A 25,757-nucleotide genomic window follows, 5' to 3' on the forward strand; every position below is an offset into this window, starting at 1 on the left:
CCCACGAAGATCGTGAGCGTCGATTTCCGCTGGTGAGGAGGCGCGATGCAGGCAAGGTTCGGTATTTCGATCCCGCCCGTCGCGGCCGCGCTGCCGGACGTCATCGATATGGCCGTGGCCGCCGACGCCGAGGGGCTGGATCTGGTGGCCATCCAGGACCACCCCTACAACGCGCAGTTCGGCGACACCTTCGCGGTGATCGGCGCCTGCCTGGCGGCCACCGGCCGGGTCAGCCTGTACCCGGGCGTGGCGAATCTGCCGCTGCGCACGCCCGCCATGATCGCCAAGCAGGCCGCCACCTTCGACCTGCTCAGCGGCGGGCGCTTCGAATTGGGTTTGGGGGCGGGCGCTTTCGAGAGCGGCGTGGTGGCCATGGGCGGGCCCGCCCGCAAGGGCCGGTCGGCGCTCATGGCCCTGGCCGAGAGCATTGCCATCATCCGGGCGGAATGGCGGCCCGGGCAGCTGGTGTCCGTGGTGGGCACCGAATACACGGTGCAGGGCATCGAGGGCGGGCCCGCGCCCGCGCACAATATCGGGATCTGGCTGGGGGCCATGGGCCCGCACGCGCTGGACCTGATCGGCGCGGCGGCCGACGGATGGGTTGCGCCGCTGCCGAATTGGATGCCCTGGGAACAGTGGGCCGGTGCCAATGCCCGCATCGACGCCGCCGCGCGCTCGCTTGGGCGGGATCCGCGCACCATCACCCGGCTGGCGGCGCTGCCCGGCGTGGTGAGCGACCGGTCGCTAAACCCGGATCCCCGTGGCTCCGACCCGATTCACGGCTCGCCGGAGGAGTGGGCGGACATCATCGTCCGCCTGGCCCGCGACGCCGGGTTCGACACCTTCATCTACTGGCCGCCGGGTTTCGACGTCGACCAGGTGCAGCGTTTCGCGCGACAGGTGGTGCCCATCGCGCGAAAGCTCCTGGGCGACGGCTGAACCCGCGATCGGAGCGCCTCGAGGGTTACCGCGCCGCCTTCGCGGCCTCGACCGCTTCGATTTCCGCGGGCAGTTCACCGGGCTGACCGACGCCGGTGGTGATCAGGTCGTGCAGGCTCTCGGTGATGTAGAACGTCCACGCCGGGGAGCAGGCGTCGTAGCACTCGTAGTCGGGAACGAGTCCGACGTGGGTGAAGCGGAGTTCGGTGCCGCCGTCGGTTTCGGTGATGTCGAAATGCATTTCGGTATTCACCCATTCGGTCTTGTCCTGGACGAAGGACTGCCAGTTGTCCTTGACCAGCCAGACCACGCGGCGGTTCGGCACCACCTCAATCAGCTCGATATCGCTGCGGTGGACGCCGGGGACCTCGAAGACGAAGGTGTCGCCCTGGCGCTCGGTGCCGCCCCTGATGCCCTTCCCCCACCACCCGCGGGCGTTCAGGACGGCGGCGAAGACCTCGGCGGGGGTGCGGTCGACGGTGACGCTGGTGGTGAAGTTCTGATCGGTCATGGCAGGTCCCATTTCTTTCCTGAGCACACAGGACGGGTCGGAGTGGACTGTCTCGCGAGAACTTACTTGCATCACGATAGTGCGCTCACTTGCATCACACAAGCGAATGGGCCAATCTGGATACATGTTGGGACGCATGTACGACGGGGAGGTCTGCTCGGCCGCGCGCACGCTCGAGATCGTGGGCGAGCGCTGGAGCCTGCTCATCGTGCGCAATGCCATGTTCGCCGGGATGACCCGGTTCACCGAGTTCCAGCGCTCGCTCGGCATCGCGCCGAACATCCTCACCAAGCGGCTCGCCGAATTCGTCGAGGCCGGAATCTTCGAGCAGCGCAGCGGCACCGGCAGCGGCCACCCCGAATATCTGCTCACCGCCAAGGGACTCGACCTGAAACCGGTCATCCTCGCGCTCACCGACTGGGGCGACCGCTGGGCGGCGCCGGACGGACCGCCGGTCACCTACCGGCACACCGGGTGCGGCGGGAGAGTCGATGTGCGCCTGGAGTGTTCGGACTGCGACGCCAGCCCCGACCTGGCAGCCGTGACGGCCGAGCTCGCGCCGTGGGCGTACGAGATGAAGTACGGGACGCCCGCGTCACTCCAGTAGCGGGAACCGCCCGGAACGCAGCAGCCCGGCGATGGCCTCCAGCTTCGCCTGCGGCGCAGCGTAATCCGGATGGGCGCCGAGCACGGCGGCGGCGTCGTGCAGGCGCACCATCTGCCGCTCCGCCTCCTCCACACTGCGCCCGCCCGGCGTGATCGGGTGCGCGGCGAAGGCGGGGCGGCGCGGATCCACCCGGCCCAGCTCGAGGGCCTTCTCCACCCGCCGCGAGCACCGGCAGAACGCCTGGGGATTCGCCAGCCCACAGGTGGATTGCAGGAAGTTCCCGAGCCGCTTCTTGGCCCGCTCCACCCGTTTCCGATACGCGGCGGGTGTCGCGCCGACGATCCAGGCGGCCTCCTCCGAGCTCACCTCGAAGACGTCGGAGAGCACGTATGCCACGCGTTCGTCGCGGCCCAGGCACTGCAGCATGGCCTGGCTGCAGTTGAGCCGCACCTCGTGGGTGAGCAGCGTGGACTCCGGGCCGCGGTAATCCTCCTCGGCCAGGCCGTCTTTCAGTCCCTCGCCGAATTGGTCGAGGCTGAGCTGCTGCGCTTCCTGCGGCGTCTGCCGCTTCAGATTCAGCAGGTAGTTGACGCCGATGCGGTAGGCCCAGGTGGTGAGCCGGGCCTCGCCGCGCCAGGTCGCGAGATTGCCGACCACCCGCAGCAGGATCTCCTGGGTGGCGTCCTCGGCGTCGGCGGGCCGCCACACCATGCGCAATGCCAGCCGGTAGATCGGATCCTGCAGCAGCCGAACGACATCCGAGACGGCGGCGCGATCGCCTTCGACGGCCCGTGCGACGAGCGCGCGCTCGTCGATGTCCGATCCGGTGTCCATATCGCCAGCATAGGGATCGCGGGGCGCGCCATGGTGCGCCCCGCGATCAGCCCTGCCACGGCGAAACCAGGCTAACCGGTCGAACCGCCCGGCGGTGCGCCCCGGCGGATCAGGCCACGGCCGGGGAGGCGGTGAGGGCGTGGCGGTGGATCCACTGCGCGACCGCCTGCCCGATGGCATCGGGCTGGTCCTCGGGGCAGTGATGCCCCGCCGGTCCGATATTCGCGAGCTCGGCGGCGGCGAAGGTCCGCTCCGCCCACTCAACCACCTCCGGCGAGCCGAGGCCGACACCGTCCTCGACGTGCATGACCAGCTTCGGCACCTCGGGGCTCGCGGCCATCCACCGGTCGTAGTTCTCGATGATGGCGACCACGTCGGCCGGCTCGCCCTCCAGCGGGAATTCGCGCGGCCAGGCCAGCATCGGCCGGCGGGACTCCGGGGTCGGATAGGGCGCGCGGTAGGCGTCCAGGGCCTCGGGGCTCAGATTCCGGGTGGCGGCAGGCAGGTTGAATTCGATGAACATATTGCGTTCCAGCACCATCTCCTCGCCTTCGGGAGAACGGAAGCGGCGGAACAGCTCCGCGCCCTGCGGCGGCATCTCCGACCAGCGCATCGGCCGCAGGAAGGTCTCCACCACGGCGATACCGCGCACCCGCCCGGGATGCCGTGCGGCCCAGTCCATTCCGAGTGCGCCGCCCCAGTCGTGGCCCACGATCACGACCTGGTCCAGGCCCAGGGCGTCGAACCAGGCATCCAGGTAGCGGGCGTGATCGACGAAGCGGTAGTCGCTGTCCGGCTTGCCGGAGGCGCCCATGCCGATGAGATCGGGTGCCAGGGCGCGGGTCTCGCCGCTCACGTGCGGGATCACATTGCGCCAGAGGTAGCAGGAGGTGGGGTTGCCGTGCAGGAACACGACGGGCACCGCACCGCGGCCGGTGTCGGTGTAGTTGATGAACGAGTCCAGAACGTCGATGGTGGCCATCGTCGGTGTCCTTCCGGGTGAGTTGCCTACACCTGGTTGGACACGCGCCGGCCCGGCCTGTGACAGCGCCTAGGTGTGATCTGGGCCATACATGGGCACGGTGCCCGGCGCGACGGTCAGACCGGGGTGGACACCCGGGGTCAGACCGTTGCCGATCGCCGTCCGCTGCAGCAGCGCGAGCAGCCGCGGCCGGTCCTCGGGGTCGAGCGCGGCGAGCAGTTCCGCATTGAGTCCATCGGCGATCGCGGCGGCGCGGGCGATGGTCTCGCGCCCGGCGGGCAGCAGGTGCACGGCGTGGGCGCGGCGATCGACCGGATGCTTGCGCCGCTCGACCAGGCCGCGCTTCTCCAGGTCGTCGATCAGGCTGACCATGACATTCCGGTGGATCCCCAGGGCATCGCACAGCTGTTGCTGGGTCCGGCCGTCATTGGCCTCGAGCAGGCGCAGCGTGCCGTATTGCGGCGGCCTGATCCCCAGCGGCGCGAGCAGCGCGTCGAAGCGGTACGCGGAATGCGATCCCAACTGCCCCAGCAGGAAGGCGGCGCTCTCGAACAGCGGTGAGTACTGAGGATCGGCGTCGGTCACCTACACAGCTTACAGCAACGCCCTGACTGTGATTGCCCTATTGATTGATAATCACTTTAGGTGCATAGTTTGGGGAGTCGATCCAACCCCCCGACAGCGAAGAGAGCTCGCGCATGGATACCGACAATTCCCCCACCCTCGATCCACGCCGCTGGATCGCCTTCACCGTCGTGCTGGCCGCCGGATTCATGGACCTGCTCGACGTCACCATCGTCAATGTGGCCGTGCCGAGCATCCAGAAGGACCTGGGCGCGGCCTACTCGCAGATCGAATGGATCATCGCCGCGTACGTGCTGTCCTTCGCGGCCGTGCTCATCACCGGCGGGCGGCTCGGCGACATCTACGGCCGCAAACGCCTGTTCCTGCTCGGCATGGCCGGATTCACCGCAGCCTCACTGGCCTGCGGCCTGGCCTCCTCACCCGCACTGCTCATCGGCTCGCGGTTCGTCCAGGGCGCGATGGCCGGGCTCATGGTGCCGCAGATCCTCGCCATCATTCGCGTCACCTTCCCGAAGGACGAGCGCGCCAAGGCCATTGCCGTCTACAGCGGCGTCGGCGGATCCGCGTCCGCGGTCGGATTGTCCCTGGGCGGGCTGCTGGTGCAGTGGAATCTCTTCGATCTGAGCTGGCGGCCCATCTTCCTGGTGAACGTGCCGGTCGGCCTGATCGCGCTGGCCGCCGCGGCCCTGGTGATGCGGGATTCGCGGTCCGCGCACGCGCCGCGCCTGGACATCGCCGGCATGGTGCTCGCCATTTCCGCGGTGCTGCTGCTGGTGTATCCGCTCACCGAGGGCCGTCGATTGGATTGGCCCGCCTGGACTTTCGTCATGATGGGCGCGGCGGCCGTGGCCTTCGCCGCCTTCGTGGTCTACGAACGGTGGCGCAGCCGCAACGGCGGATCACCCCTGATCGACCTGGACCTGTTCCGGTCGCGACCGTTCACCGTCGGCCTGGCGAGCTGGCTGCTCTTCTGGATCGGCTTCGGCGGGTTCTTCCTGATCTGGACGCTGTTCATGCAGGCCGGGCTGGGCTGGTCGCCCATGCGGGCCGGCCTGACCTCGGTGTTCTTCGCGGTCGGCGCGGGCATCGGAGCGGGCGTGTCGGTCAGCGTGCTCGCGCCGCGGTTCGGCAAGTGGGTGCTGCTCGCGGGCGGCCTGGTCACGGCGGGCGGGTTCGCGCTGTACGGCGCGATGGCCGCCCACTACGAATCCGATTTCGCCTCCTGGCAGATGGTGTTGCCGCTCATCGTGACCGGCATCGGATTCGGCATCGTGGTCGCGCCGACCATCGACATGCTGCTCGGGCAGATTCCCGACCGCGAGGCCGGGGCGGCATCCGGGCTGCTGAACACCGGCCAGCAGCTGGGGATGGCGCTGGGCGTGGCACTGGTCGGCATTCTGTTCTTCGCCCAGCTGGATCATGATTCGGCGCGCGGCGTGGACTCCGTTACCGCGCGGACCCGCACCGAGCTGGCGGCGGCCGGGGTGCCCGAGTCCGCGCAAGAGCAGATCCTCGCGAACTTCCGGGCCTGTGTGCGGGATCGCTCCGCCGAGGTGGATCCCTCGGCAGTCCCGGCGAGCTGCCAATCTCCGGCCGCGAATCCGGCTGTCGGCCAGGCCCTCGCGCATGCGGGTGAACAGGCCAATGCGGTCAACTTCGCGCACACCTTCGACTACACGCTGGGGTGGGGCATCGGGCTGATGGCGCTGGTGTGCCTCGGATTCCTGGCGCTGCCGCGCGACACCCGGCTCGAGCAGCACGAGGTGGAGACCGAGGAGGAACTCGTGGGAGTCTGACCCCGCCGGCGGGATCCGGGCACGGAGTCCGGCAAAACGGCTGCGGGTTCGGTGATTCACCGGACCCGCGGTCCGTTCCGGTGAAGAATCCACAGTGTCACCGGCATTCGACAGGAGTCAGGCATGCGCGCGACCGTGGTCAGCAAGGGCGAATTCCAGGTCGAGAACCTGCCCACCCCCGTACCCGGGCCCGGTCAGGTACTGCTGTCCGTCACCCGCTGCGGCATCTGCGGGTCCGACCTGCACGCCCGCCTGCACTGCGACGAACTCGCCGACCTGGCCGCCGCCACCGGCTACGACCACTTCATGCGCTCCGACCAGCGGATCGTCATGGGACACGAATTCACCGGCGAAATCGCCGAGTACGGTCCCGGTACCCGCCGCCGCTGGAAGCCGGGCACCCCGGTGGTGGCGCTGCCCATCCTGCGCACCGGCCGGCAGCCCGAACTCACCGGACTGTCCGCCAACGCGCCCGGCGGCTACGCCGAGCAGGTGCTGGTGCAGGAACCCATGACCTTCCCGGTCCCCAACGGCCTGTCCCCCGACCACGCCGCCCTCACCGAACCGATGGCGGTGGGCTGGCACGCGGTCCGCCGCAGCCGGATCGGCAAGGGACAGACCGCCTTCGTCGTCGGGTGCGGTCCCATCGGGCTGGCCGTCATCTCCATGCTGAAGGCCGCAGGCGTGCGCACCGTGATCGCCAGCGACTTCTCGCCGCGCCGGCGCGAACTCGCGGGCCGGTGCGGGGCCGATGTGGTGGTCGACCCCACCGTCGAATCACCGTGGGAGGCAACGCCGAAGAAGCCGCGGATCACCGGCGCCTCCGACATCCTCAATCTGGGCTTCGACGCCATGGAACGGCTGCGGCGGATCCCGAACTTCCCGTGGTGGTACCTGTTCCGCGTCGCACACACCCTCGACCGCGGTCCGACCGGGCCCGTCGTCTTCGAATGCGTCGGCGTGCCCGGCATCATCGACCAGATCCTCACCGCCGCACCGCCATTGACCCGCGTGGTGGTCGTCGGGGTGTGCATGCAGCAGGACGCCTTCCATCCCGCCACCGCCATCAACAAGGAGATCGAGCTGCGATTCGTCCTCGGCTACGACCCGGGCGAATTCCGCGACACCCTCCATATGATCGCCGACGGGAAGGTGGATCCCAGCCCGCTGATCACCGGGACCGTCGGCCTCGACGGCATCGACGCGGCCTTCACCACCCTCGCCTCACCCGAGCATCACGCCAAGATCCTGATCGACCCGCGCAGCGACCGCACCGCACCCTGACGGCGGGCGCCTAGCGGCCGGGCCGCCGCAGCGCCGGGAAAGGCGTGGTCGGGGGCTCGTGCAGGATATCCAGCAGGCCCTCCGCGCTGCGGGCCGCGGTCAGGCAGGCATTCGCGGTGAACTGATCGGCCAGCGGGTGGCGGGCCCGGGCACGCCATTTCTGGACCGCGGCCAGGGCCGCCTCGCGCTGGGTGGCGAGATCGGTGTGGGCGGACAGGCCCAGTCGCAGCGTAGGGGCCACGCCGGTGCCGCCGATGAGGCGGTTCAGTTCGGCCAGATCTTCTGGGGGCAGGGGCAGTTCGTCCGAGCGCAGGTGCGCCAGCAGGCGGAGTTCGGCGAAGCCGTGCACATCGGCGAGCAGGGTGCGCACCCGCGGCAGCAGGGGATCGGCCGCCGAGCCCGGGTTGGCGGTGAGAATGTGGGCCAGGGCGGTGAGGGCGGAATGAGCCTTCAATTCATCGGCGCGCTGGGCGAATTGGACGTCCAGGACGGTGCGGAGTTCGTCGAGGCCACTGCGGTCGGACAATTCGGCCGCCAGGGCCTGCGAGCCGCGGACACCGAGCCGGATCAGGGTGACGGCCAAGCGGATTCCGAACAAACCGAAGCGGGCCGCCAGGTGGGCACGCAACTCGGCCGGGACCGGCAGCGGCAGATCGGGATGGGCGAAGCGGTCCGCCGACAGCAGGGCCGCGGTCAGCTCGTCCACCGGGGTGGCGGCCAGCGCCTCGAAGGCATCGTATTCCCGCTGGCGCAGCGTGGCGGCGGCGAACGCGAGCAGGCCCGCCACCGGAATCACGGACTGGCACAGGCCGGTTCGCTCCAGCTCGATCGCGAAGCGGGCGGCCACATCGCGGGCGGAATGCAGGGCGTCGATGCGCCCGGCGCCGATCTCGTCGGCCCGCGACACCACGCCCACCACGCCTAGCGGGCCGGAGAAGGACTGCGGCGCACCGGAACTCGCGCTCGTTCCGGCGCCGATGCGCTCCAGGAAATCCACATCGGCGGCGTCGAGACGACGCAGTAGATAGAGCACGGCGTCGGCGGGCGGCAGCGCCGGGCCCGGACCGCCCGGCGTGAGCAGCCGCGACGTGCGCGCCGACACCTCCCGCGACAGCGAGGAAATACCGGGCGTATCGATGATGGTGGTCTGCGCCAGCTCGGCCGACGGCCACTCCACCGCCAGGTGGTCCACTTCACGCGGCGCGGGGGCGTTCCAGCGCAGCGCCGACAGATCGAAGGTGAGCCCGTGTGCGCCCGGCAGCCCCTCGGCCCCGCGGCCGCGCCGCACCACCACATCGGCGCGCGCCCCGTCCGGGCTGAACGCGGTCACCCGCGGCGCGGTCCCATTGCGGTACCAGGTGACCAGCCGGGTGCACTCGGTCGCGTCGGTCGGCGCGATGTCCTGCCCGACCAGGGCGTTCAACAGCGTCGACTTACCGGCCTTGAGCTGGCCCGCCAACGCCACCCGCAGCGGCTCGTCCAGCCGCCGCGCGCACTCGTCCAGCTGACCGCGCACCCACGGCCGCTCGCCCAGCGCCCGCCGCGCCGCCGCCACCAGCCCGCGCGTCTCCGGCACCAGCCCATACCCGACACCGCTCGCGTCGTCCCTCATAGGCTCCCGATTCCGAAGCACACCGCACCTCCACGCATCGCAAGGCATTCGCCCGGCCACGCCGAATCGTTATCAGAACCGCCCAGCTCTCACAGCCGATTCCCAGTTCCGAGAGGCAGCTCACCACGCGCGAACCCGGCCACCCAACCCTTGATCTTGCCCGGCCCGAACGTGAACGCCCCACCGCCCTCCCGGTGCGCCGCGCTCTTCCCGGCCGCTAGCGGGCCGAGTCGTCTGCACTAGTGCGGTGTGTGCGGGAGTTGCGGCTGGGCGGCGGGAGCCGGCGCGGCCTGGGGTTCCGCGCCGAGGAGGGTGTTGGCGTGACGGCGGAGTTCGGCGACGACGCGCAGGCGGCGTTCGAGTTCGGCGGCGCGTTCGGTGCGGCGGGCGGCCTCCAGGTTGGCGGCCTCCTGGGCGGCGCGCAGCGATTCGTCGATGGAGCGCAGGGTGCGGTCGGCGATGGCGGTGAAGTGATCACGCAGCAGGCGGTGGATGCGGTGCAGGCGGTCCTTGGTCTCCTTGCCGGTGTGGAAGGCGATGTCGTCCAGGTAGCGGCGCACCGCCATCTTGGCATCGGCACGACGCTTGGCCAGGCGGGCCTTCTTGTCGTCGCTGAAGGCCTTGCCGCCCAGCAGGACTCCCGCACCCAGCGAGAGCGGGTTGATCAGGGCCAGCCCGGCCATGGTGCCGACCATGCCCGCCATCACCACGCCGCCGTAGGAGCCGCGCACCCCCACCAGCAGCTTGTGGCCCAGGCCCAGATCGGGTTCCAGATCGGCGAGGGTGCAGGACTCGGCGCGGGAGTCGTCGTCGAGGGTGTCGCGCACCTCGGGCAGATCCACCGCGCCGAGATCGTCGAAGTGGGTGGCGACCCGCTCGGCCAGCTTCACCGCGCGGGTGCCGGTCCACACCAGGTTGTCGCCGACCGCGGAACCCACGGTGGCCGTGAGCCATTCGTCCATGCTGTCCCAGTGCCGGCCGGGATCGTGCTGGTCGATCCAGTCCTCGGCGGTACGGGCGATATCGCGCAGGCGGTTGCGCAGATCGTGGTCGATATCCCCGGCCAGATCGGTGATGCCGTCACCCAGCGTCTGCTGCCAGGCGGCGGTGTGGCGATGCAGTTTCTCCGCTTCGGCCTTGGCTCCGTGCAGCTCCCGGATGGCCGCCGCGCCCCGTTCGGGATCACGCAGCGCGACCAGCTCACTGCCCAGTGCCAGCGCCAGATGCTCTGCGGCAGAGGAGATGTCGAGTGCGACCGCACGCTGCATCGCCGCCTGATCCCGGGCCACCACCTGCTCGCGCAGGAACTGGAACACCATCCCGAACCCGGACTCGCGGCCCAGGCCCTCGTCCTGCAGGCGCATGGCGTGCGCGCGCAGCACCGCCGACACCGGCAGCATGGGCATCTCGATCCCATTGGCGTGCAGGTGCTTCCAGTTCGCCTCGAACACCTGCCGCCAATGCGGATACAGGTCGATCTTGGTGACCAGCACCGCCACCGCCGGGCACAGCTCCCGCACCTGCCGCAGGAAATCCACCTCGGTCTCGGTGAGCTCGGTGGAGGCGTCGGTGAGCACCAGCACCGCGTCCGCGGCCGGGGCCTGCGCGAGAACGCCTGCCGCGCCGGTGGTTCCGTGCACTCCCAGTCCCGGCGTATCCACCACCACGATGCCGTCGGCCAGCAGCCGGCTCGGGGCCTCCAGCTCGAGCCGCAGTACGGCCCGGCCCTGCGGACTGCGCGCGGTGAGGGCGGGGACCGCCTCGAACGGCACCGGCTCCCTGGTGTTCTCGCCGCCGTCGGCGCCCGCCGCGACCACGGTCGCCCGCGGTTGCTCACCGTAGGACAGCACCGTGGTGACCGCCGTGGTCGCATCGTCGGCGACCGGGCAGACATCCATATTGATGAGTGCGTTGACGAACCGGCTCTTGCCCTGATTCCCCAGACCGGCCACCAGGATCCGCCGCCGCGGGTCGCGCACCTTGCCCGCGACCGTCTCCAGCCGCGCGACCAGATCCCCGCGTTCCGCGGCCTTCGCCACCGCGATGGTCTCCGACACCATCGTCAACAGCGGATTCGCCGCCACCATGCCCGTCACAGCCTGCTCACCGAACCTATTCCAGCCGTTTGTGTTCCGACAGGTCGTCGCTCACCACGGCGAGCGACCCTTCGACCTACGAGTGCAGAATGTCGCCGACGACGTCTCCGCCCGGGTGCGTTCCGAGATCCACTCCGGTGTGCGCCCCACCATCTCCGAACAGCGACGCGTCCGCACCCGGAGCATGCACCCCGCCGCCGAAAGCCTGCGAAACATCCACACCCGCCCAGGGATTCGTACCGGCACCGTGCAACCCGGCATCCACCGCGGTCCCACCGTGCACCCCGGCATCGAGCCCACTCCCCACCTGCACGCCCCCACCGGCCTGCGTCCCCAACCCGGCATCCAACCCGCCGCCGACCCCGGCGACCGAATTCCCCACCCCGGTCAGACCGGTACCCACGCCCCCGCCCAGCTGCGTCCCCGCATCCAGTGCCGAATGCACACCCGCATCCAGCCCGGTCCCCACCTTCGCGGCCCCGCCGAGCCCCGTCTCCAGCCCCGCGCCCACCTGGGTCCCCGCGCCGAGGGCCGAGTGCACTCCGGCATCAAGGCCACTCCCGACCTGGGTCCCAAGCCCCGCACCACCATTCGCGGCCCCGCCCAGCCCGGTCTCCAAACCGGCCCCGACCTGAGCCCCGGCGCCGACGGCGGGGTTGAGCCCCGCGCCCAGCTGGTTGCCCACGCCGACCGCGGTGTCGATCCCGGTCCCGAGGCCACCCTGCACGCCCGCGCCGATCCCGGTCGCCACATTACCCACGCTGGAAATGCCCGTTTCCAAACCGCTTCCGAGTTGCGCACCCAGATCCGCACCCGTGTGCAGGCCGCTATCGAGCCCCGCACCCAGCTGCGTCCCGGCACCCGTCAGAGTGTCGGCTGTACCGGAGAGCCCGGTCTCCAGGCCGGCTCCGACCTGTGTGCCCAGGCCCGCGCCGACATTCGCGGCGCCGCCGATGCCGGTCTGCAGTCCTGCGCCCGCCTGGGTACCCGCGCCCAGCAGAGTGTTGATTCCGGTGTCGAGACCCGCACCGACCTGGGCACCGGTGTTCAGGCCGCCCGAGAGTCCACTGTTCAGGTCGCCGCCGAGCTGGCTGCCGACCCCGACCACAGTGTTGGCGGCCCCGGAAAGCCCGGTCTCCAAACCACTTCCGAGCTGCGCACCCACATTCGCCGCACCATTGAGGCCGGTCTGAACGCCCAGGCCCGCATCGAGTGCGCTGTCGATTCCGGTGGAAAGCCCGGCGCCGAGACCGGTTCCGAGGCCACCTGCCGCGTTCACCGCGCCATCGAGACCCGTCTGCACACCCGCGCCCACTCCGGCAGCGGTGTTCAGCGCGCCGGTGAGGCCCGCGCCGACGCCGGCAGCGGAGTCGAGGGCGCCGGTCAGGCCGGTCTGAAGGCCCGCGCCCACATCGGCGGCGGCGTTGACGGCGGCGGAAAGGTTGGCGCCGAGACCGGTTTCGAGGCCGCCGGCGGTGGAGAGGGCACCGGTCAGGCCGGTGGTGAGGTCCGCGCCGGCCTGGGTGACGGTGTCGAGGGCGCCCTGGAGACCGGTCTGGAGGCCGGCGCCGGCGGTGAGGCCACCGGTGAGGGCGGAGGTCAGGTCGGCGGCGGCCTGCGCGCCGAGCACGCCACCGAGGTCGGTCTCCACGCCGGTGGCGACGTCACCGGCCACGCCGAGCGCGCCGCCGAGTCCGGCGGACAGGCCCGCGCCGAGGTCGGCGGCCGTACCGACGACCGCGCCGATGCCATCGGACAGGCCCAGCTCGAGGCCGGTGCCGGTGTCGCCGGTCAGGCACACCTGGGTGGCGGTGGCAGCGGTGGTGCCCAAATTCACACCCGCGGAGTCGCCGATCGCGGCCGAGCCGCCCACGCCGCCGTTGGCCCCGGCCCCGAGACCGGTGTCGGCGCCCAGCCCGGTCGTCCCGCCCGCGGCAATGATGTCGGACAGCTGCGAACCTCCCGCAACCAGTGCGGACTCGGCCACCATGGGGGCCACGGCGGCGATGTCCTCGGGGGTCACATTCTCCAGACCGGCGGCGGCCAGCGCCCCGCCCGGATTGTTGCAATAGTTGACCGCGGCCTCGTGGTCACGCAGCAGATTGAGGATGAACTCGAGAATTGCGTTGGGGCTCATGGCGAATCGTCTCCCTGGATGGGCGGGCCCCGCTGACCCGCGCTGCTCGAATTTCCTTTCACGTTAGGAAGGCATCTCGTTACGCGTAACGGGGTGAACTCCCCCAAGTTCCACGGCGGTCACCTACGGGGGCAGGAGAACATTAGGGGAATTCCCCCAAACCTGTGGGGGAATCGGTAACGGGATCCCCTCAGCTACCGACAGGCGGGGTGGGCCACCCGGCCTAACCCGAGATTTTTCGTACAAATCGGACCGAAGAGCTTTCGGCACGCGATCCACCGATCGCGCGTTGGGTAATGACAGGGGAACTCGAATGAGTCAGGGGCTGGCGCTCGGCATCACCGTCGGGTCGTCGAATACGGTTGCCGTGACGACTTCGGGGGGACAACACACAGTACATACGCTGCCCAGCCTGCTGGGCGCCGAGCCGGAGGTCCCGGACGGTTTCCTGGCCCGGGTCGGGGATCCCGTGGACATCAGAACCCGGGACGGATCCGCGGTCCGCGCCGCCGACCTGGTGGCGGCGGCCATCGGCCGCGGGGTGAACGGCACGGGCCCGGCCGCGGCCACGGTCGCCTGCTATCCGGTCTGGTGGTCGCAGCACACCGTGGAGGTGCAGCGGACCGCCCTGGACGCGGCCGGCCTGGACGCGGTGGCCCTGGTCCCGGAGCCGACGGCGGCCATGCGCTGGCTGCAGGAGGTGCACGAGTCCAGCCACGACGGCGCGATGGTGGTGTACGACCTGGGGGCCACCGGCCTGACGGTTTCGGTGGCGCGCACAGGGGCCATGTCGGGCCTGCTGGGCGAACCGGTACGGACCACCGAGGTGGCCGGGTCGGAATTCGATCTGCTGACAATGCGTTTCGTGCTAGCCCATGCGGTCGGCGAAAAGGATTTCGATCCTTTCGACCCTTTGGTGGAACAAGAATTAGCGGCACTCCGCGTTCGCTGCAAAATTGCGAAAGAAACTCTGTCCACAAATACCGCCACCATGGTGCCCGTGCGTTTGCCCGCCATGGCCGAAGTGGACGTACGACTGGTTCGCGACGATATCGAGGAACTGCTGCGGGGTCCGCTCCTCGGTTCGACCGACCTGGTCCGTGAGGCCCTGCGCCGGGCCGGACTCACCGCGGCCGATCTGGACGGCTTCCTGGTCATCGGCGGCGGCGCGAGCATCCCGCTGGTAACCGAACTGCTGTCCACCGAATTCGGTATCCCGGTCGCGGCCGCCGCCGACCCGGCCCACCTCAGCACGCACGGCGCCGCCCTGCTGGCCGCCGACCTGCTCGCCGACACCACCGACACCGAGGCGCATCCGGCGATCGCGGTCGGTGGCGTGGACCTCGCCGAGGCCGACGGCGGCCCGGCCCTCGCCCCCGGCCGCACCGCGGCCGGGCTCCCCCCGCGGCCCCGGGCCGGCTCCCCGGCCGGGCCCGCGGACCCCGAACCACCGGGCCCCGGCGGCGATTTCGGCCGAACGGCGGCGGACGATACCACGCTGATGGCAGAATCGCCTGTGGCCCAACACATTCCGCTGCTGCCCGACCTCCCGGTCGAGGAACCAGCCGGCGGCTTCCGGCACTGGAAGCGCCTCGCGGTGATCGGCGCGGCCGCGGTCGCGGTGGCCGCCATCGCCACCGGCACCCTGGCCATGGGCACCGGCGGACAGTCCACGCCCGCGAAGCCCACGGGCACACAGTCCCCCTCGACCTCCGACGTGGCGCTCGATTCCCCAGCGCCGACGGGTGGGGACACCACCCCCGGCGCCCCGGCCCCGGCGGCCGGGAACCCGGTCTCCGCGACCAAGCCCGCGGCGCAGCCGGGCGCGGCCAAGCCCGGCAGCCCGGCCACCACCGGCGCCGCGGCCCCCGCACCGGCCGCCGCCGACCCGACCACCCCCGCCGCGCAGGCCGATACCCCGGCGCCGCAACAGAATCCGGCGAGCCCCCAGCCGCCGCAACAGCAACAACAACAACCACCGGTCCAGATGCCGACGGTGCCGCAGTTCCAGCCGCCGACGGTCCCCAGCGTGACGCTCCCCACGGGCGCACTGAACAATGCGGTTGATCAGCTCGGCAACGCCGTTCCACCGGTCGTTCCGCACACCGGCCGCTGAGAGTTGGTTCCTCGTGACAGGCATGACCCCCGTCGCACTGGATTCCATCCCGTGCGCCCGTGAGATTTTCCGGGACCTCGATTCCGACGATTCCGCCTCGGCGCTCTACCTGCTCCGGGGCCGCTCCGGCACCGGAAAGTCCACCCTGCTGGGCGCCCTCCGAGCGCGGTTGCGCGCCCGGGGCGTCCCGCACACCGACAATCCGGCGCACGCGTTGCGCGCATCGGCCCCGGGCCGGGCGGACGGCAACAGCCGCGCCCGCGGCGCCCTCATCGTCGACGACGCCCACGCGCTGAACCCGGCCGAATTCGACCTGCTGTGCGCCGCAGCCGAATCCGGGGAGTACCCGGTGGTGATCGCGCTGCGCCCGCGCCCGCACGACCCCCGGCTGCGGAGCCTGGCCGATCTGGTGGCCCGCCGCGGCCGGGTGGTCGATCTGCGCGCCCTGGGCGCCACCGAGATCGCCCCGTTCGCCCGCGAACTGGGCATGATGGTGCCGCGCGGGCTGGCCCAGCACATCCACCGCCAGACCGGCGGCATCCACGGCGGTGTGGTGGCCGCGCTGACCGCCGCCTGCGCCACCCGCCTGGACGCGGGCGTGACCGCCGTGGACCAGGCGGTGACGGCCTGGGCGCGAGCGCGTCTCGACGACGCCGATCCGGACCTGCTGGACGCCCTGGTGGTGGCTGCCATCGGCACGGGCCTGGATACCGGCGAGCTCACCGAGGTGCTCGACGTCGCCCCGCCGGCCGCCCAGGATCTGGTGGACCGGGCCCGGGGCAGCGCCCTGGTCACCGATGCCGATCTGCTGCTGGCCCCGGCCGTCCCGCCGCTGCGCACCCTGGTCGGCGACCGCCGCTTCCTGACCGTCGCCCGCCGCCTGCTGCACGCGCGCCTGGACGCCGGACTGCTGCGCGACCACACCGCACTGCTGCTCGCCGAATCGGGCGTCCGTGACGAGCGGCTGGCCGAATTCCTGTGTGCCGCAGCCGAACGCGCCGGGGACGAGGCGGTCCGGCACTACGCGGCCGCGGCCGCCGCCGGCGCGGATCCGGAGGCCCTGGCCGTGCGCTGGGCCGATGCCGCCGCCCGGGCCGGGGACGGCGACACCGCCCTGCGCCTGGCCGAGCCCACACTGGCCAATCCGGCGATCCCGCTCGCGGATCTGGCTGCCGCCGTGCGCATCTGCGCCGGTGTGTGGACCCGGCGCGGCCTGGCCGGCCGGGCCGCCCAGCTCTACACCTGGCTCGGGCCGACCCGTGTCGGCCCGGACTGGGCGGTCGCCGCCACGGTGCTGTCGCTGTCCGGTGACGCCCGGGGCGCACAGGCGCTGTCGGTCAATGCCGCCCAGTGGCCGCCGACCGAGGCCACCGCGCGCGCGGCCTCGATCGCCAATGCCCTGTTCGACACGATCGGATCGGCCAGTGCCCCCGGCGATTTCAGCGCGGCGCCGCGCACCGATCGCGGGAACGGCCACACCGGCACCCCGCTCCCGCCGCCGCACCGGACTTTTGCCGCGCCGGCCGCCGGAACCGGCGCGCCGGCCCGGGCCGCGAGCCCCGCGGCCCGGCCCATCGGCGACCGGCCGCACCCCGACGACACCGCACCGGTGAGACCCGCTGCGAGCGCGCCGAATACCTTCGGAGCCGGCTCGGCCCCGACCGGTTTCACCGCCGAGATGCGGGCCATCGCGCCGACAACCCTTGCCGTGCAGCGCTTCACCAGTCCCGCGCAGGCGCGGCGGGGCGCGGCCGTCACGGCGGCCTCCGCGCTCATCCACGCCGCGCACTCCGGCCCGGCCCCCACCGATGCCGGCGGCGATCGCTTCCTGCCGTGCTCGGCGGTGTCGATCGCGGTGCTGCTGTGCCTGAGCATGGGTGATCCGCGCCGGGCCGCGGACGCCCTGCGGCAGGGCACCCAGGACCGCGGCCCCAGCCGCGATCCGCAGAGCCTGGTGCTGGGCGCGTGGGTCGCCATGCTGGGCGGCGACGAACATTCGGCGGCCACCCTGATGTCGGAAGTCCGGCTGACGGAACTGGATCCGCGCGATCGGCTGCTCGCGCACGGCGTGATCGTCGGCCTGGCCCGGCGCAGCGGCGATCACGCGGCACTGGCCATGGCCTGGCAGCAGGCCTTCCCGCTGTTCGACGAGGTCGGCGCGGATCTGCTGGCGCTGCTGCCCATCGGCGAGCTGTGGCTGGCCGGCATCCGCCTGCGTGATGAGGCCCGGATGACCGCCCTGGTGACCGGCGCCGACGAACTGCTGCGCCGGCTCGGCGAGCCGCCCGCCTGGTCGAATGCCTTCCACTGGTACGCGATTCAGGCCGCGATCGCCCAGGAGAGCCCCGAAGCCCTGCTGCCGCACGCCCATCGGCTCAAGACCTCCGCCGCGGCGGGCGATCCGCAGGCCGCGGTGCTGGCGGACGCGGGCCGCACCTGGGTGCTGGTGCTGCGCGGTCAGGTGGTGCGCGAGCAGGTGGAGGGCGCGGTGGCCCGGCTGGCCGGGCTCGGCCTGCGCTGGGACGCGGCCCGGCTGGCCAGTGAGGCCGCGCTGGCGGCGGGTGATTCCGCCACGGCGACGGCGCTGCTCAAGCTGGCGCGCACGGTGCGCGCGCAGTCCCGGCCGCCGGAGTCCCCGGTGCGCGCGCCCGAGCCCGCGGCCCCGCAGCCACGCCCGGAACCGATCACCGATACCGTGCTGAGTGAACGCGAGCGTGAAGTGGCCGAACTGGTCCTACTGGGGTTGACGTACCGGGAGATCGGGGCCCGGCTCTATATTTCGGCCAAAACGGTGGAACATCACGTGGCTCGGATGAGACGTCGAATCGGTGCCGGCTCGCGTTCGGAGCTATTGTCAATGCTTCGCGCCATGGGTCACGGTTCACTCCTCGTCTGACCTCGGCGCGGAGAGCACCCGGACGCATCGAGCGAGGTAGAAGAGGATGGCCACTGGGGTGGGCCTGCGGATCGCGGACGACGAATCCGTCGTTGCCGTGCTGACAGGCGATGACGCCACACTCCCGGTGCACTACACCGTGCGCGAGTCCGTGCTGCACATGTCCGAGGACGGCGACGCCGTACTCGGCGGCGACGCACCGGAGGGCTACAGCCATTCCATCCGGGGCTTCGTGGGCGCGGTCGGGGATCCGGCCGGGCTCGCGGTGGACGACGGTGAGGCGTACCGGGCCGAGGACCTGATGGCCACGGCGGTCTTCTGCCTGATCAGTCAGGCCGCCGAACATCTCAATGGTCCCGCCGAGTTCTATCTGGCCCACCCGACCGCCTGGCCCGACGCGCACGTGCGCTCCCTGCGCGAGGCGCTGGACTATCTGGGCCTGAAGTCGGTGGTGCTGGTCAGCGAGCGGGATCTACCCCAGGCGGACGCGGAGACCGGGAAGACCCTGGCCTACAACGCGGCCCGCGCGGCGCTGGCGGCGGTGCTGTCCACCCCGGCCGGCCTCACGCCGCCCGATGCCAGCGCGGCCACCGAGAACGCCGCCGACGTCACCGACGTGCTGCCCGCGCTCAAGTCCTCCGAACTGGCCCAGGCGTATTCGGCCGCGGTCCCGGCCGTCACCACCGCCGAGCCGGCGGTCACCCGCGCGACCGCGGCGGTCGCGGTCACCCACGCGCCGCGCGCCAACCGCGGCCCGTACATCATCGCCGCGGCGGCCGCCCTGATCGGTTTGCTGCTCGGTGGCGTCGGGGTGGCGGCCGTGTTGCGCACCGACGACTCCACCCCGGGCCCGCCGCGCGGCGAGGTGCGCTCGGAGCCGGTGGCCACCGCGGGGGTGGCACCGCCGCTGCTACCGCCGACCGGTTCGGACAATCCGACCGCGGCCGCGCCGCCCGCCGATGCCGCGGACGTGCCGGTCACCTCGGACCCCACGACCACGCCCCCACCGCCGACGACCACGCCGGACCCGCCGGCCACCACACCGAGCCCCACCCCGCGCACCACCCCGCCCACGACGACACGCCCGTATCCGCCGATCTACCAGTATCCGTCGGTGCCGACCTTCGAGCTGCCGCAAGCGCCGGTGCTGCAGGATCCATGGGGACAGAATCCGCGTTGATTTCGTAGAGCCCTTCGGTGGTTGATGCCCTAAAGTGGTGCGCTGACCGACCTTCCGGAAGGTAACCGGATCCGGGCCCGGGACATCGGTCTGCTGGTGCACTTACGAAGGGACTCCATGCGCAAGTTCATGGCGCGTCGCGCCACGGTTCGAGCAGCCACCGTCGCGTTCGCCTCGACCGTCCTCATCGGTCCCTTGCTCAGCACCGCTACCGCCGACCCGGCGTCCCCGGATCAGCTTGCCGCCGACAAACTTCCGGCCGAGCTGGTCACCGCCATCCAGCGCGATCTGAAGATGACGCCCGCCGAATATCTGGACCGGGCCAACCAGGCCCAGCAATTGCGGGACTACGCAACGACTTTCCGCAGCCAGCGTCCCGATGACTTCGCGGGCGCGTGGCTGGGCACCGACGGCAAGCCGGTCATGGCCGTCACCTCGCTCGATGCCGCCAAGATCGCCGCCGCCGACGGCTATCAGACCCGGCTGGCCCCGATCAGCGCCGACAACCTCGAGAGTTCGGCCGATCAGCTGAACATGTGGATCACCAGCCTGCCGCGCGATCTGTCCAATGCCATCAACTCGGTCGCCATCGACTTCCTCAACAGCCAGCTGGTGCTCAGCGTGGCGAACACCCCGGCCGGGCATTTGCTGAATCTGCCCACGCTGATCGCGAATATCAAGGTGATGCTGTCCCCGGATTCCGGCGGCCCGGTCGAACGCCGCCCCATGGGCGGTGACACCTACATCACCGCGCCGACCGCGCTCAGCGATTCGTCGCTGCGCAGCGTCGATGTGTGCTCGTTCGGCTTCAACAGTGTGGATTCCGCCGGAAACGCCCTGAACATCAGTGCCGGACATTGCAATCCGAATGTGGACAAGGGCACCAGCGCCGATGTCTACATTCCGAATGTGAAAAACCTGGTGTCGAGCCCGAAGGCCGGCAGCTTCGTCTCCTCGAATCTGGGCGGCCGCAGCGCACTCGACTATTCGGTCATCAAGCTGAACGACGACGCGGTGCGGGCCGGCATGGATCAGCCGTCGGTGCGCGGCGCCAACGGCACCACCCTGACCATCACCGGGGTGGCCGACCCGATCACCGGCGCTCCGGTCTGCAAGTCCGGTCAATCCTCCACCTTCACTTGTGGTTTCGTGGTGGCCGACCGGGTCGAGACCCAATTGTTCACCGCCGAGGGGCAGTCCAAGACGGTGCGCGGCTTCGCCTCCAGCGCCTGCACCCTGGGTGGTGACAGCGGCGGCGCGATCGTGACCGGCACGCTGGCGCTGGGCATCACCAGCGGCTCGAATGCGGCCGACGCGCCGAACTGCAACGAGGCCAATACCGCGCTGGCGCAGTATGGTGGTACGGCGTCGCTGGGCATCCCGGTGCGCGCGATCCTCACCGAAATCGACGCCAATTCCGGCGGCGGCGTCGGCAGCGGAATTCAGGTCCGGACGCGTTCGAACGCGTGATGATTCGCGGCCCGTTCCAGCGGGCCGCGAAAATCGGACACCTCCCTCATTGCGTGTGCTTTAGACACGCCCGCTGTTTGCCCGCCGAATACCGAAACGTCATCTCACAATAAGTAGGCATAACCGGCCCGACACCATATAGTCGGGGCCATGCTCCTGCCACGTATGCGCTTCTCCATGCCTGCCGTGGGCCGCCGCCCACGGTCCCTTGTCCGAACTGCGGCGATCGCGGCCACCACTGTGCTCGTCGCCGGACCCCTGGCGGCGAGTGCGCACGCGGAGCCCGTGACCCCCGCGACGCCGGATCTGCCGGCCGAGCTGGTCACCGCCATCACCCGCGACCTGAAGATCTCCCCGCAGGACTACCTGCAGCGCGCCGACATCGCGCAGAAGGTGGCCACCTTCGCCACCACCGCCCAACGGCAGTTCCCGGGCGTCTTCGGTGGCGCCTGGCTGGACGAGACCGGCAAGGCCATCGTGGCGCTGGCCCCCGGCGACACCCTGGACCAGGCCCGCAAGGCCGTGGCGGACGCCGGCTTCACCGCCAAGGACGTCGCCAAGAGCGAGACCACGCTGCGCGGTGAGAAGAACGCCTTCCAGCAGTGGCTCAAGGACCAGCCGGAGTCCGTGTCCAAGGCCATCCGGGGCGTGGCCATCGACACCCTGAACAACAGCATCGCGGTGCGGGTGGACAAGCCCGATCTGCCGCTGCCCGGCTTCGTGGACCCGACCCGTGTCATCGTCATGACCGCCCCGCCGGTCGGCGGCGAGGGCCAGGACGTCCCGAAGGCTTCCGACATCGCCGGTTCCGGCCCGCAGACCATGGCCGCCGGCCAGGCCTACGCCTCGGTGGCCGGTCGCATGTCGCTGCGCTGCTCGCTCGGCTTCAATGGCACCGACGGCAACGGCAATGTCGTGAACATCACCGCCGGCCACTGCAACCCCAACATCTCGGCCACCCCCGGCGCCAACTCGCCGGGCGTCTACCAGATGGTCGGCGGCGAGAGCCTGGGCCCGCAGGTCGGCGTCTTCCAGAAGTCGGTGCTGGGCAACCAGGACTACTCGATCGTCGGGATCAGCGACCAGTACCGGGACGCCTTCTCCAACCCGCTGGTGAACGTCCCGGGCGCGGCGCCGGTCAACATCACCGGCGTGGCCGTGCCGGTGGTCGGCGCCCCGGTCTGCAAGTCGGGTGCGCGCACCGGCTTCAGCTGCGGCGTGGTGAACGCCGTCGACCAGACCGTCCAGGTCGGCGACCGCATGCTCACCCAGTCGTTCTCCGCCAATATCTGCGCCCTGCCCGGTGATTCGGGCGGCCCGCTGGTGACCGGCACCCTGGCCCTGGGCATTTCCAGCGCCTCCTCGGTCGCCGACTACCCGGTCTGCGAGATCCCGAACCTGATCGGTCTCATCACCGGCAACACCCCGCAGCTGTTCGCGCAGCCGGTGAGCACCGTGCTCTCCGACAACCCGGGCCTGCGTGTGCGCACCCTCTGATCACAGCACCCTCGAAAAGGCCGGTAGCCCAACCGCTACCGGCCTTTTCGTATTCCGGGGTACCCCGGGCGTGCCCCACGGGTGACAGCACAGGGGCGGCGGGCGGCAGCGGACGGGGAGCGATCGGGCGTGGTGGCGGCGAGCCCCGGTCGGGCATGCTGGGGTTATGTGTTTGGTGTTGCTCGGCTGGCGGGCGCATACGGAGTACCGGTTGATCGTGGCCGCCAATCGGGACGAATTCTTCACCCGCCCAACGGAATCGCTACGGCCCTGGAACGAGGTGCCCGGGCTGCTGGCGGGCCGGGATCTGGGTGCGGCGGGACCGGTGCCGGGCACCTGGCTGGGTCTGCTGTCCGATCGGCACCGCTTCGCGACGGTCACCAATGTGCGCCGGCCCGGCGACTTCCGCCCCGATGCCCGCTCCCGGGGCGCGCTGCTGATGGATTTCCTGCGCGGCGATCCGGTGCCGGAGAAGTTCGTGCGTGGCGTCGCGGCCGCGCCCGACGACTACAACGGCTGCAACCTGCTGGTCTCGGATCTGGAAACGCTGTGGTGGCACAGCAATCGGAGCGACCGGACCCCGCGCGAACTCGCGCCGGGCTTCCACGGCCTGTCCAACAATGCGCTCGTGTCCCTCGAACCCGACGGCAGCGTATCGACCGGCACCGATGATCCGGTCTGGCCCAAGGTCCGCGGGGGCGTGCGCGCGCTGGCCGCCGTGGCCGCGGCCGATCCGGGCGATGTCGAGAGCTATCTGGCCGTCCTGGCCGACCGCACCCCCGCCGCCGCCTCCGCGTTGCCGGAGACCGGACTGGACCCTCTCGCCGAACGCGCGGCCTCCGCGCGCTTCGTCGATCATCCCGTGCATGGAACCCGGTGCAGCACAGTTCTTCTGGTGCGTGAGGACGGCAGCTACGTGATGACCGAACGCACCTTCGCCCGGTTCGGCCGCGACGGTGACACGGTGTCGCTCGAAGGCCGTCTCGAACTCCCCGCCTGACTCGGCACAGCAACCGGCCCGACTCGGCAAAGCATTCGGCCCGCCTCCGACGAGTGAGGCGGGCCGAAACGGGTAAGAAGCAGGGCCGGGGTCTGCGACCCCGGCGAATTTCAGTTCGGGGTGGCCTGGGTGGTCGCGGCCGTCCCGTTCATGTTCGAATCGCTCCACTTGCTGGTGCCGGGCGCAGCCTGCAGCGTGTTGATCAGGTCCATACCGGCGATCCCCAAAGCGGGTGCGCCGAACGCGATCGTGCCGAGAATGCCGCCGATACCGGCCAACGCGACGAAGGTCGGGATGGAGGCAAGGCAACCGACAACGGTCAGGCATTCGATGGCGCCGAGCGCAATTCCGATCCCCCCGCCGAGAACCACACCGACGGCAGTTCCGACGAAGCCTCCGATGGCGGTCGCGAGGCCGAACTCGGTGGTGAAGTTGTTCATCGCGCGCTGGTCCTCGACCGGCGATGCGATGTCCTTGACCACCATCACCGGATGCGTGAACGCCGGCAGAGTGCCGGCATCGAATCCGGCGGGCTTCTCGGGTACGACCTCGAGGACGGTGTTATCGGCCTTCAGCGCGGCCTTGACCGGGATCTTGGTTCCGGCCACCGAGTAGTTGAGCGGAAAGGAGACAACGGTGGCACCCTGCGGGTCCTTGACGTTCACGATCGTCTGTTTCGGGTCCGTCGGAGTGTCGCCGTCCTGCTCGGCTAGCTCGAAAACACCGTTCTTCAGGGTGGACACGATGGTCTTGTCCTGCACCATCTTGCCGTCGACGAACTTTGCGTCGACGAGCTTGCTGGAGTAGTTGATCCCCGCAGGCTGAGCGGGAGCCTCGTCGGCGTGGGCGGTCGTCATCCCGATGGTCATTGCGCCGATGACCAGGGCAGCAGCCGCAGTGGTACTGCGCAGCTTCATTCGGTTGGTATCCAATCCGTCATGAGTGAGATCCGCTGTGCGCCTCTTCGCCACGCGAGGCCCGGCTTCCCTCGGGCCATGCCACGCGCTAGGACGAGTCCTCCCCGAGCATGTGAAGACGCGCACAGCTGTTGGACAGCGTGAGCCTAGTCGATCACCCTACGATTTGCGAGATCCGTTTCCCTCTGCTGGACATAGTGTTTCGCGAGTAAGCCTGCCCTTGGTTACCGCACCGATTTGCCGGGATTTACGGTGTGGGAAACCCTGGACAGTTAAGTTACCGGCGGGTAACTTACCGTCCATTAGGATACGAGCAACTCGAGGCGGAACCAGGCTGCCTCGCAAGACGCTCGTAGAACCGTAAGAGAGGTCGCTACATGAATGCCCTGACAGTGACGCTGGGCACGATTGGGGCGGTGTTCACAGTCTTCTGTTGGGCATCGTTCATCGGAGGTGTGCGGAACATCGCGCGCACCGTTATGGTCGGGCAGTCCGCACCCGATCGCTGGCGGCCATTCTTCCCCCGCTTCAAGACCATGATCGTGGAATTCCTCGCGCACACGCGCATGAACAAATTCCGCACGGTCGGCTGGGCCCACTGGCTCGTCATGATCGGCTTCCTCGCCGGGTTCATCCTGTGGTTCGAGGCGTACGGCCAGATCTTCGACCCCGAATTCCACTGGCCCATCCTCGGGTCCTGGGGCATCTACCACCTGGTGGACGAGATCCTCGGCATCGGCACGGTGATCGGCATTCTGGTGCTGATCGTCATCCGCCAGCTGAATCACCCGCGCGTGCCGCAGCGGCTGTCCCGGTTCAGCGGTTCCCGGTTCGCGCCCGCGTACGTCATCGAGGCGATCGTCCTGGTCGAGGGCCTGGGCATGACCTTCGTGAAGGCGGGCAAGATCGCCACCTACCACGAATCCCACACCTGGAGCGACTTCTTCACCGAGCAGGTGGCCAAGCTGCTGCCCGACTCGGTGATCATGGTGTCGATCTTCGCGTTCATCAAGCTGGTCTCCGGTGCGACCTTCCTGCTGCTGGTCGGCCGCAATGTCACCTGGGGTGTGGCGTGGCACCGGTTCGCCGCGTTCCCGAATATCTATTTCAAGCGTGAGGCTGATGGTGATGTCGCGTTGGGTGCGGCGAAGCCGATGATGTCGGGTGGTAGGCCGATCGAGATGGAGACCGCGGATCCGGACACTGACACTTTCGGTGTGGGCCGGTTCGAGGACTTCTCGTGGAAGGACATTCTCGATGTCACGACCTGTACCGAGTGTGGTCGTTGTCAGTCGCAG

The 25,757-nt window shown here is 70.2% G+C and carries 18 protein-coding genes and 1 pseudogene; 11 read left to right on the top strand and 8 right to left on the bottom strand.

Annotated features, from left to right (window positions below):
* Window positions 1–45: 45 nt before the first annotated feature.
* The gene (locus tag AB0L60_RS28905) at window positions 46–939 is read left to right on the top strand and encodes an LLM class flavin-dependent oxidoreductase (protein ID WP_364619987.1); all 894 of its coding nucleotides are present in this window, start codon (window positions 46–48) and stop codon (window positions 937–939) included.
* 25 nt (window positions 940–964) lie between these two features.
* Here the strand turns inward: AB0L60_RS28905 and AB0L60_RS28910 are convergent, their stop codons facing one another.
* The gene (locus tag AB0L60_RS28910; RefSeq protein ID WP_364619990.1) at window positions 965–1,450 is read right to left on the bottom strand and encodes an SRPBCC domain-containing protein; all 486 of its coding nucleotides are present in this window, start codon (window positions 1,448–1,450) and stop codon (window positions 965–967) included.
* Between the two features lie 124 nt (window positions 1,451–1,574).
* On the opposite strand from AB0L60_RS28910, the gene AB0L60_RS28915 reads away from it, so the two are divergent.
* Window positions 1,575–2,057 carry a helix-turn-helix domain-containing protein gene (locus tag AB0L60_RS28915; protein WP_364619993.1) on the top strand — a complete coding sequence of 161 codons (483 nt, stop codon included), beginning with the start codon at window positions 1,575–1,577 and terminating at the stop codon, window positions 2,055–2,057.
* Here the strand turns inward: AB0L60_RS28915 and AB0L60_RS28920 are convergent.
* From AB0L60_RS28920 to AB0L60_RS28930, 3 genes are all read right to left on the bottom strand, one after another.
* Entirely contained in the window at window positions 2,046–2,891 is an 846-nt protein-coding gene (locus AB0L60_RS28920; protein ID WP_364619996.1) for an RNA polymerase sigma factor, read from the bottom strand. The two genes, AB0L60_RS28915 and AB0L60_RS28920, sit on opposite strands and share 12 nt — an antisense overlap.
* A gap of 109 nt (window positions 2,892–3,000) precedes the next feature.
* Entirely contained in the window at window positions 3,001–3,873 is an 873-nt protein-coding gene (locus AB0L60_RS28925; RefSeq protein WP_364619999.1) for a haloalkane dehalogenase, read from the bottom strand.
* Between the two features lie 69 nt (window positions 3,874–3,942).
* Window positions 3,943–4,458: a MarR family winged helix-turn-helix transcriptional regulator gene (locus tag AB0L60_RS28930; RefSeq protein WP_354843282.1), complete on the bottom strand. Its 516-nt coding sequence runs from the start codon at window positions 4,456–4,458 to the stop codon at window positions 3,943–3,945.
* Window positions 4,459–4,571: 113 nt separating this feature from the next.
* On the opposite strand from AB0L60_RS28930, the gene AB0L60_RS28935 reads away from it, so the two are divergent.
* Complete coding sequence (locus AB0L60_RS28935) at window positions 4,572–6,254, top strand: MFS transporter (protein ID WP_364620003.1); 1,683 nt, start codon at window positions 4,572–4,574, stop codon at window positions 6,252–6,254.
* A 123-nt stretch (window positions 6,255–6,377) separates the two neighbouring features.
* Window positions 6,378–7,538: a zinc-binding dehydrogenase gene (locus AB0L60_RS28940; protein WP_364620006.1), complete on the top strand. Its 1,161-nt coding sequence runs from the start codon at window positions 6,378–6,380 to the stop codon at window positions 7,536–7,538.
* 10 nt (window positions 7,539–7,548) lie between these two features.
* Here AB0L60_RS28940 and AB0L60_RS28945 read toward each other — a convergent pair whose 3' ends face one another.
* The 3 genes from AB0L60_RS28945 to AB0L60_RS28955 form a co-directional block, all read right to left on the bottom strand.
* The gene (locus AB0L60_RS28945; protein WP_364620008.1) at window positions 7,549–9,150 is read right to left on the bottom strand and encodes a dynamin family protein; all 1,602 of its coding nucleotides are present in this window, start codon (window positions 9,148–9,150) and stop codon (window positions 7,549–7,551) included.
* A 239-nt stretch (window positions 9,151–9,389) separates the two neighbouring features.
* Window positions 9,390–11,237 carry a dynamin family protein gene (locus tag AB0L60_RS28950; RefSeq protein ID WP_364620064.1) on the bottom strand — a complete coding sequence of 616 codons (1,848 nt, stop codon included), beginning with the start codon at window positions 11,235–11,237 and terminating at the stop codon, window positions 9,390–9,392.
* 85 nt (window positions 11,238–11,322) lie between these two features.
* Entirely contained in the window at window positions 11,323–13,383 is a 2,061-nt protein-coding gene (locus AB0L60_RS28955) for an IniB N-terminal domain-containing protein (RefSeq protein WP_364620010.1), read from the bottom strand.
* Between the two features lie 313 nt (window positions 13,384–13,696).
* Here AB0L60_RS28955 and AB0L60_RS28960 point away from each other — a divergent pair, with 313 nt between their 5' ends.
* The 6 genes from AB0L60_RS28960 to AB0L60_RS28985 all read left to right on the top strand — a co-directional run bounded on the left by AB0L60_RS28960 (window position 13,697) and on the right by AB0L60_RS28985 (window position 23,542).
* Window positions 13,697–15,499 (top strand): Hsp70 family protein, encoded by a 1,803-nt coding sequence (locus tag AB0L60_RS28960; protein ID WP_364620013.1) that lies wholly within the window; start codon window positions 13,697–13,699, stop codon window positions 15,497–15,499.
* Between the two features lie 22 nt (window positions 15,500–15,521).
* Window positions 15,522–18,395: a LuxR C-terminal-related transcriptional regulator gene (locus AB0L60_RS28965; RefSeq protein WP_364620015.1), complete on the top strand. Its 2,874-nt coding sequence runs from the start codon at window positions 15,522–15,524 to the stop codon at window positions 18,393–18,395.
* A 46-nt stretch (window positions 18,396–18,441) separates the two neighbouring features.
* Window positions 18,442–19,575 (top strand): hypothetical protein, encoded by a 1,134-nt coding sequence (locus AB0L60_RS28970; protein WP_364620018.1) that lies wholly within the window; start codon window positions 18,442–18,444, stop codon window positions 19,573–19,575.
* 117 nt (window positions 19,576–19,692) lie between these two features.
* Window positions 19,693–21,045, top strand: coding sequence for a S1 family peptidase (locus AB0L60_RS28975; RefSeq protein ID WP_364620021.1), 1,353 nt, complete (start codon window positions 19,693–19,695; stop codon window positions 21,043–21,045).
* Between the two features lie 150 nt (window positions 21,046–21,195).
* The gene (locus AB0L60_RS28980) at window positions 21,196–22,542 is read left to right on the top strand and encodes a S1 family peptidase (protein ID WP_364620023.1); all 1,347 of its coding nucleotides are present in this window, start codon (window positions 21,196–21,198) and stop codon (window positions 22,540–22,542) included.
* Window positions 22,543–22,708: 166 nt separating this feature from the next.
* Window positions 22,709–23,542 carry an NRDE family protein gene (locus AB0L60_RS28985; protein WP_364620026.1) on the top strand — a complete coding sequence of 278 codons (834 nt, stop codon included), beginning with the start codon at window positions 22,709–22,711 and terminating at the stop codon, window positions 23,540–23,542.
* Window positions 23,543–23,652: 110 nt separating this feature from the next.
* Here the strand turns inward: AB0L60_RS28985 and AB0L60_RS28990 are convergent, their stop codons facing one another.
* Window positions 23,653–24,585: a hypothetical protein gene (locus AB0L60_RS28990; protein ID WP_364620030.1), complete on the bottom strand. Its 933-nt coding sequence runs from the start codon at window positions 24,583–24,585 to the stop codon at window positions 23,653–23,655.
* Between the two features lie 251 nt (window positions 24,586–24,836).
* On the opposite strand from AB0L60_RS28990, the pseudogene AB0L60_RS28995 reads away from it, so the two are divergent.
* Window positions 24,837–25,757 (top strand): annotated as a pseudogene (locus AB0L60_RS28995) (Fe-S oxidoreductase); the annotation flags it as partial.

Source organism: Nocardia sp. NPDC051981 (assembly GCF_040680715.1).
Classification (GTDB): Bacteria; Actinomycetota; Actinomycetes; order Mycobacteriales; family Mycobacteriaceae; genus Nocardia.

Bases quoted from the DNA above. Each gene is read 5' to 3' on its own strand.
- AB0L60_RS28905 (WP_364619987.1), top strand. From the start codon at position 46: ATGCAGGCAAGGTTCGGTATTTCGATCCCGCCCGTCGCGGCCGCGCTG.
- AB0L60_RS28910 (WP_364619990.1), bottom strand. From the start codon at position 1,450: ATGACCGATCAGAACTTCACCACCAGCGTCACCGTCGACCGCACCCCC.
- AB0L60_RS28915 (WP_364619993.1), top strand. From the start codon at position 1,575: ATGTTGGGACGCATGTACGACGGGGAGGTCTGCTCGGCCGCGCGCACG.
- AB0L60_RS28920 (WP_364619996.1), bottom strand. From the start codon at position 2,891: ATGGACACCGGATCGGACATCGACGAGCGCGCGCTCGTCGCACGGGCC.
- AB0L60_RS28925 (WP_364619999.1), bottom strand. From the start codon at position 3,873: ATGGCCACCATCGACGTTCTGGACTCGTTCATCAACTACACCGACACC.
- AB0L60_RS28935 (WP_364620003.1), top strand. From the start codon at position 4,572: ATGGATACCGACAATTCCCCCACCCTCGATCCACGCCGCTGGATCGCC.
- AB0L60_RS28940 (WP_364620006.1), top strand. From the start codon at position 6,378: ATGCGCGCGACCGTGGTCAGCAAGGGCGAATTCCAGGTCGAGAACCTG.
- AB0L60_RS28945 (WP_364620008.1), bottom strand. From the start codon at position 9,150: ATGAGGGACGACGCGAGCGGTGTCGGGTATGGGCTGGTGCCGGAGACG.
- AB0L60_RS28950 (WP_364620064.1), bottom strand. From the start codon at position 11,237: ATGGTGGCGGCGAATCCGCTGTTGACGATGGTGTCGGAGACCATCGCG.
- AB0L60_RS28955 (WP_364620010.1), bottom strand. From the start codon at position 13,383: ATGAGCCCCAACGCAATTCTCGAGTTCATCCTCAATCTGCTGCGTGAC.
- AB0L60_RS28960 (WP_364620013.1), top strand. From the start codon at position 13,697: ATGAGTCAGGGGCTGGCGCTCGGCATCACCGTCGGGTCGTCGAATACG.
- AB0L60_RS28965 (WP_364620015.1), top strand. From the start codon at position 15,522: ATGACCCCCGTCGCACTGGATTCCATCCCGTGCGCCCGTGAGATTTTC.
- AB0L60_RS28970 (WP_364620018.1), top strand. From the start codon at position 18,442: ATGGCCACTGGGGTGGGCCTGCGGATCGCGGACGACGAATCCGTCGTT.
- AB0L60_RS28975 (WP_364620021.1), top strand. From the start codon at position 19,693: ATGCGCAAGTTCATGGCGCGTCGCGCCACGGTTCGAGCAGCCACCGTC.
- AB0L60_RS28980 (WP_364620023.1), top strand. From the start codon at position 21,196: ATGCTCCTGCCACGTATGCGCTTCTCCATGCCTGCCGTGGGCCGCCGC.
- AB0L60_RS28985 (WP_364620026.1), top strand. From the start codon at position 22,709: ATGTGTTTGGTGTTGCTCGGCTGGCGGGCGCATACGGAGTACCGGTTG.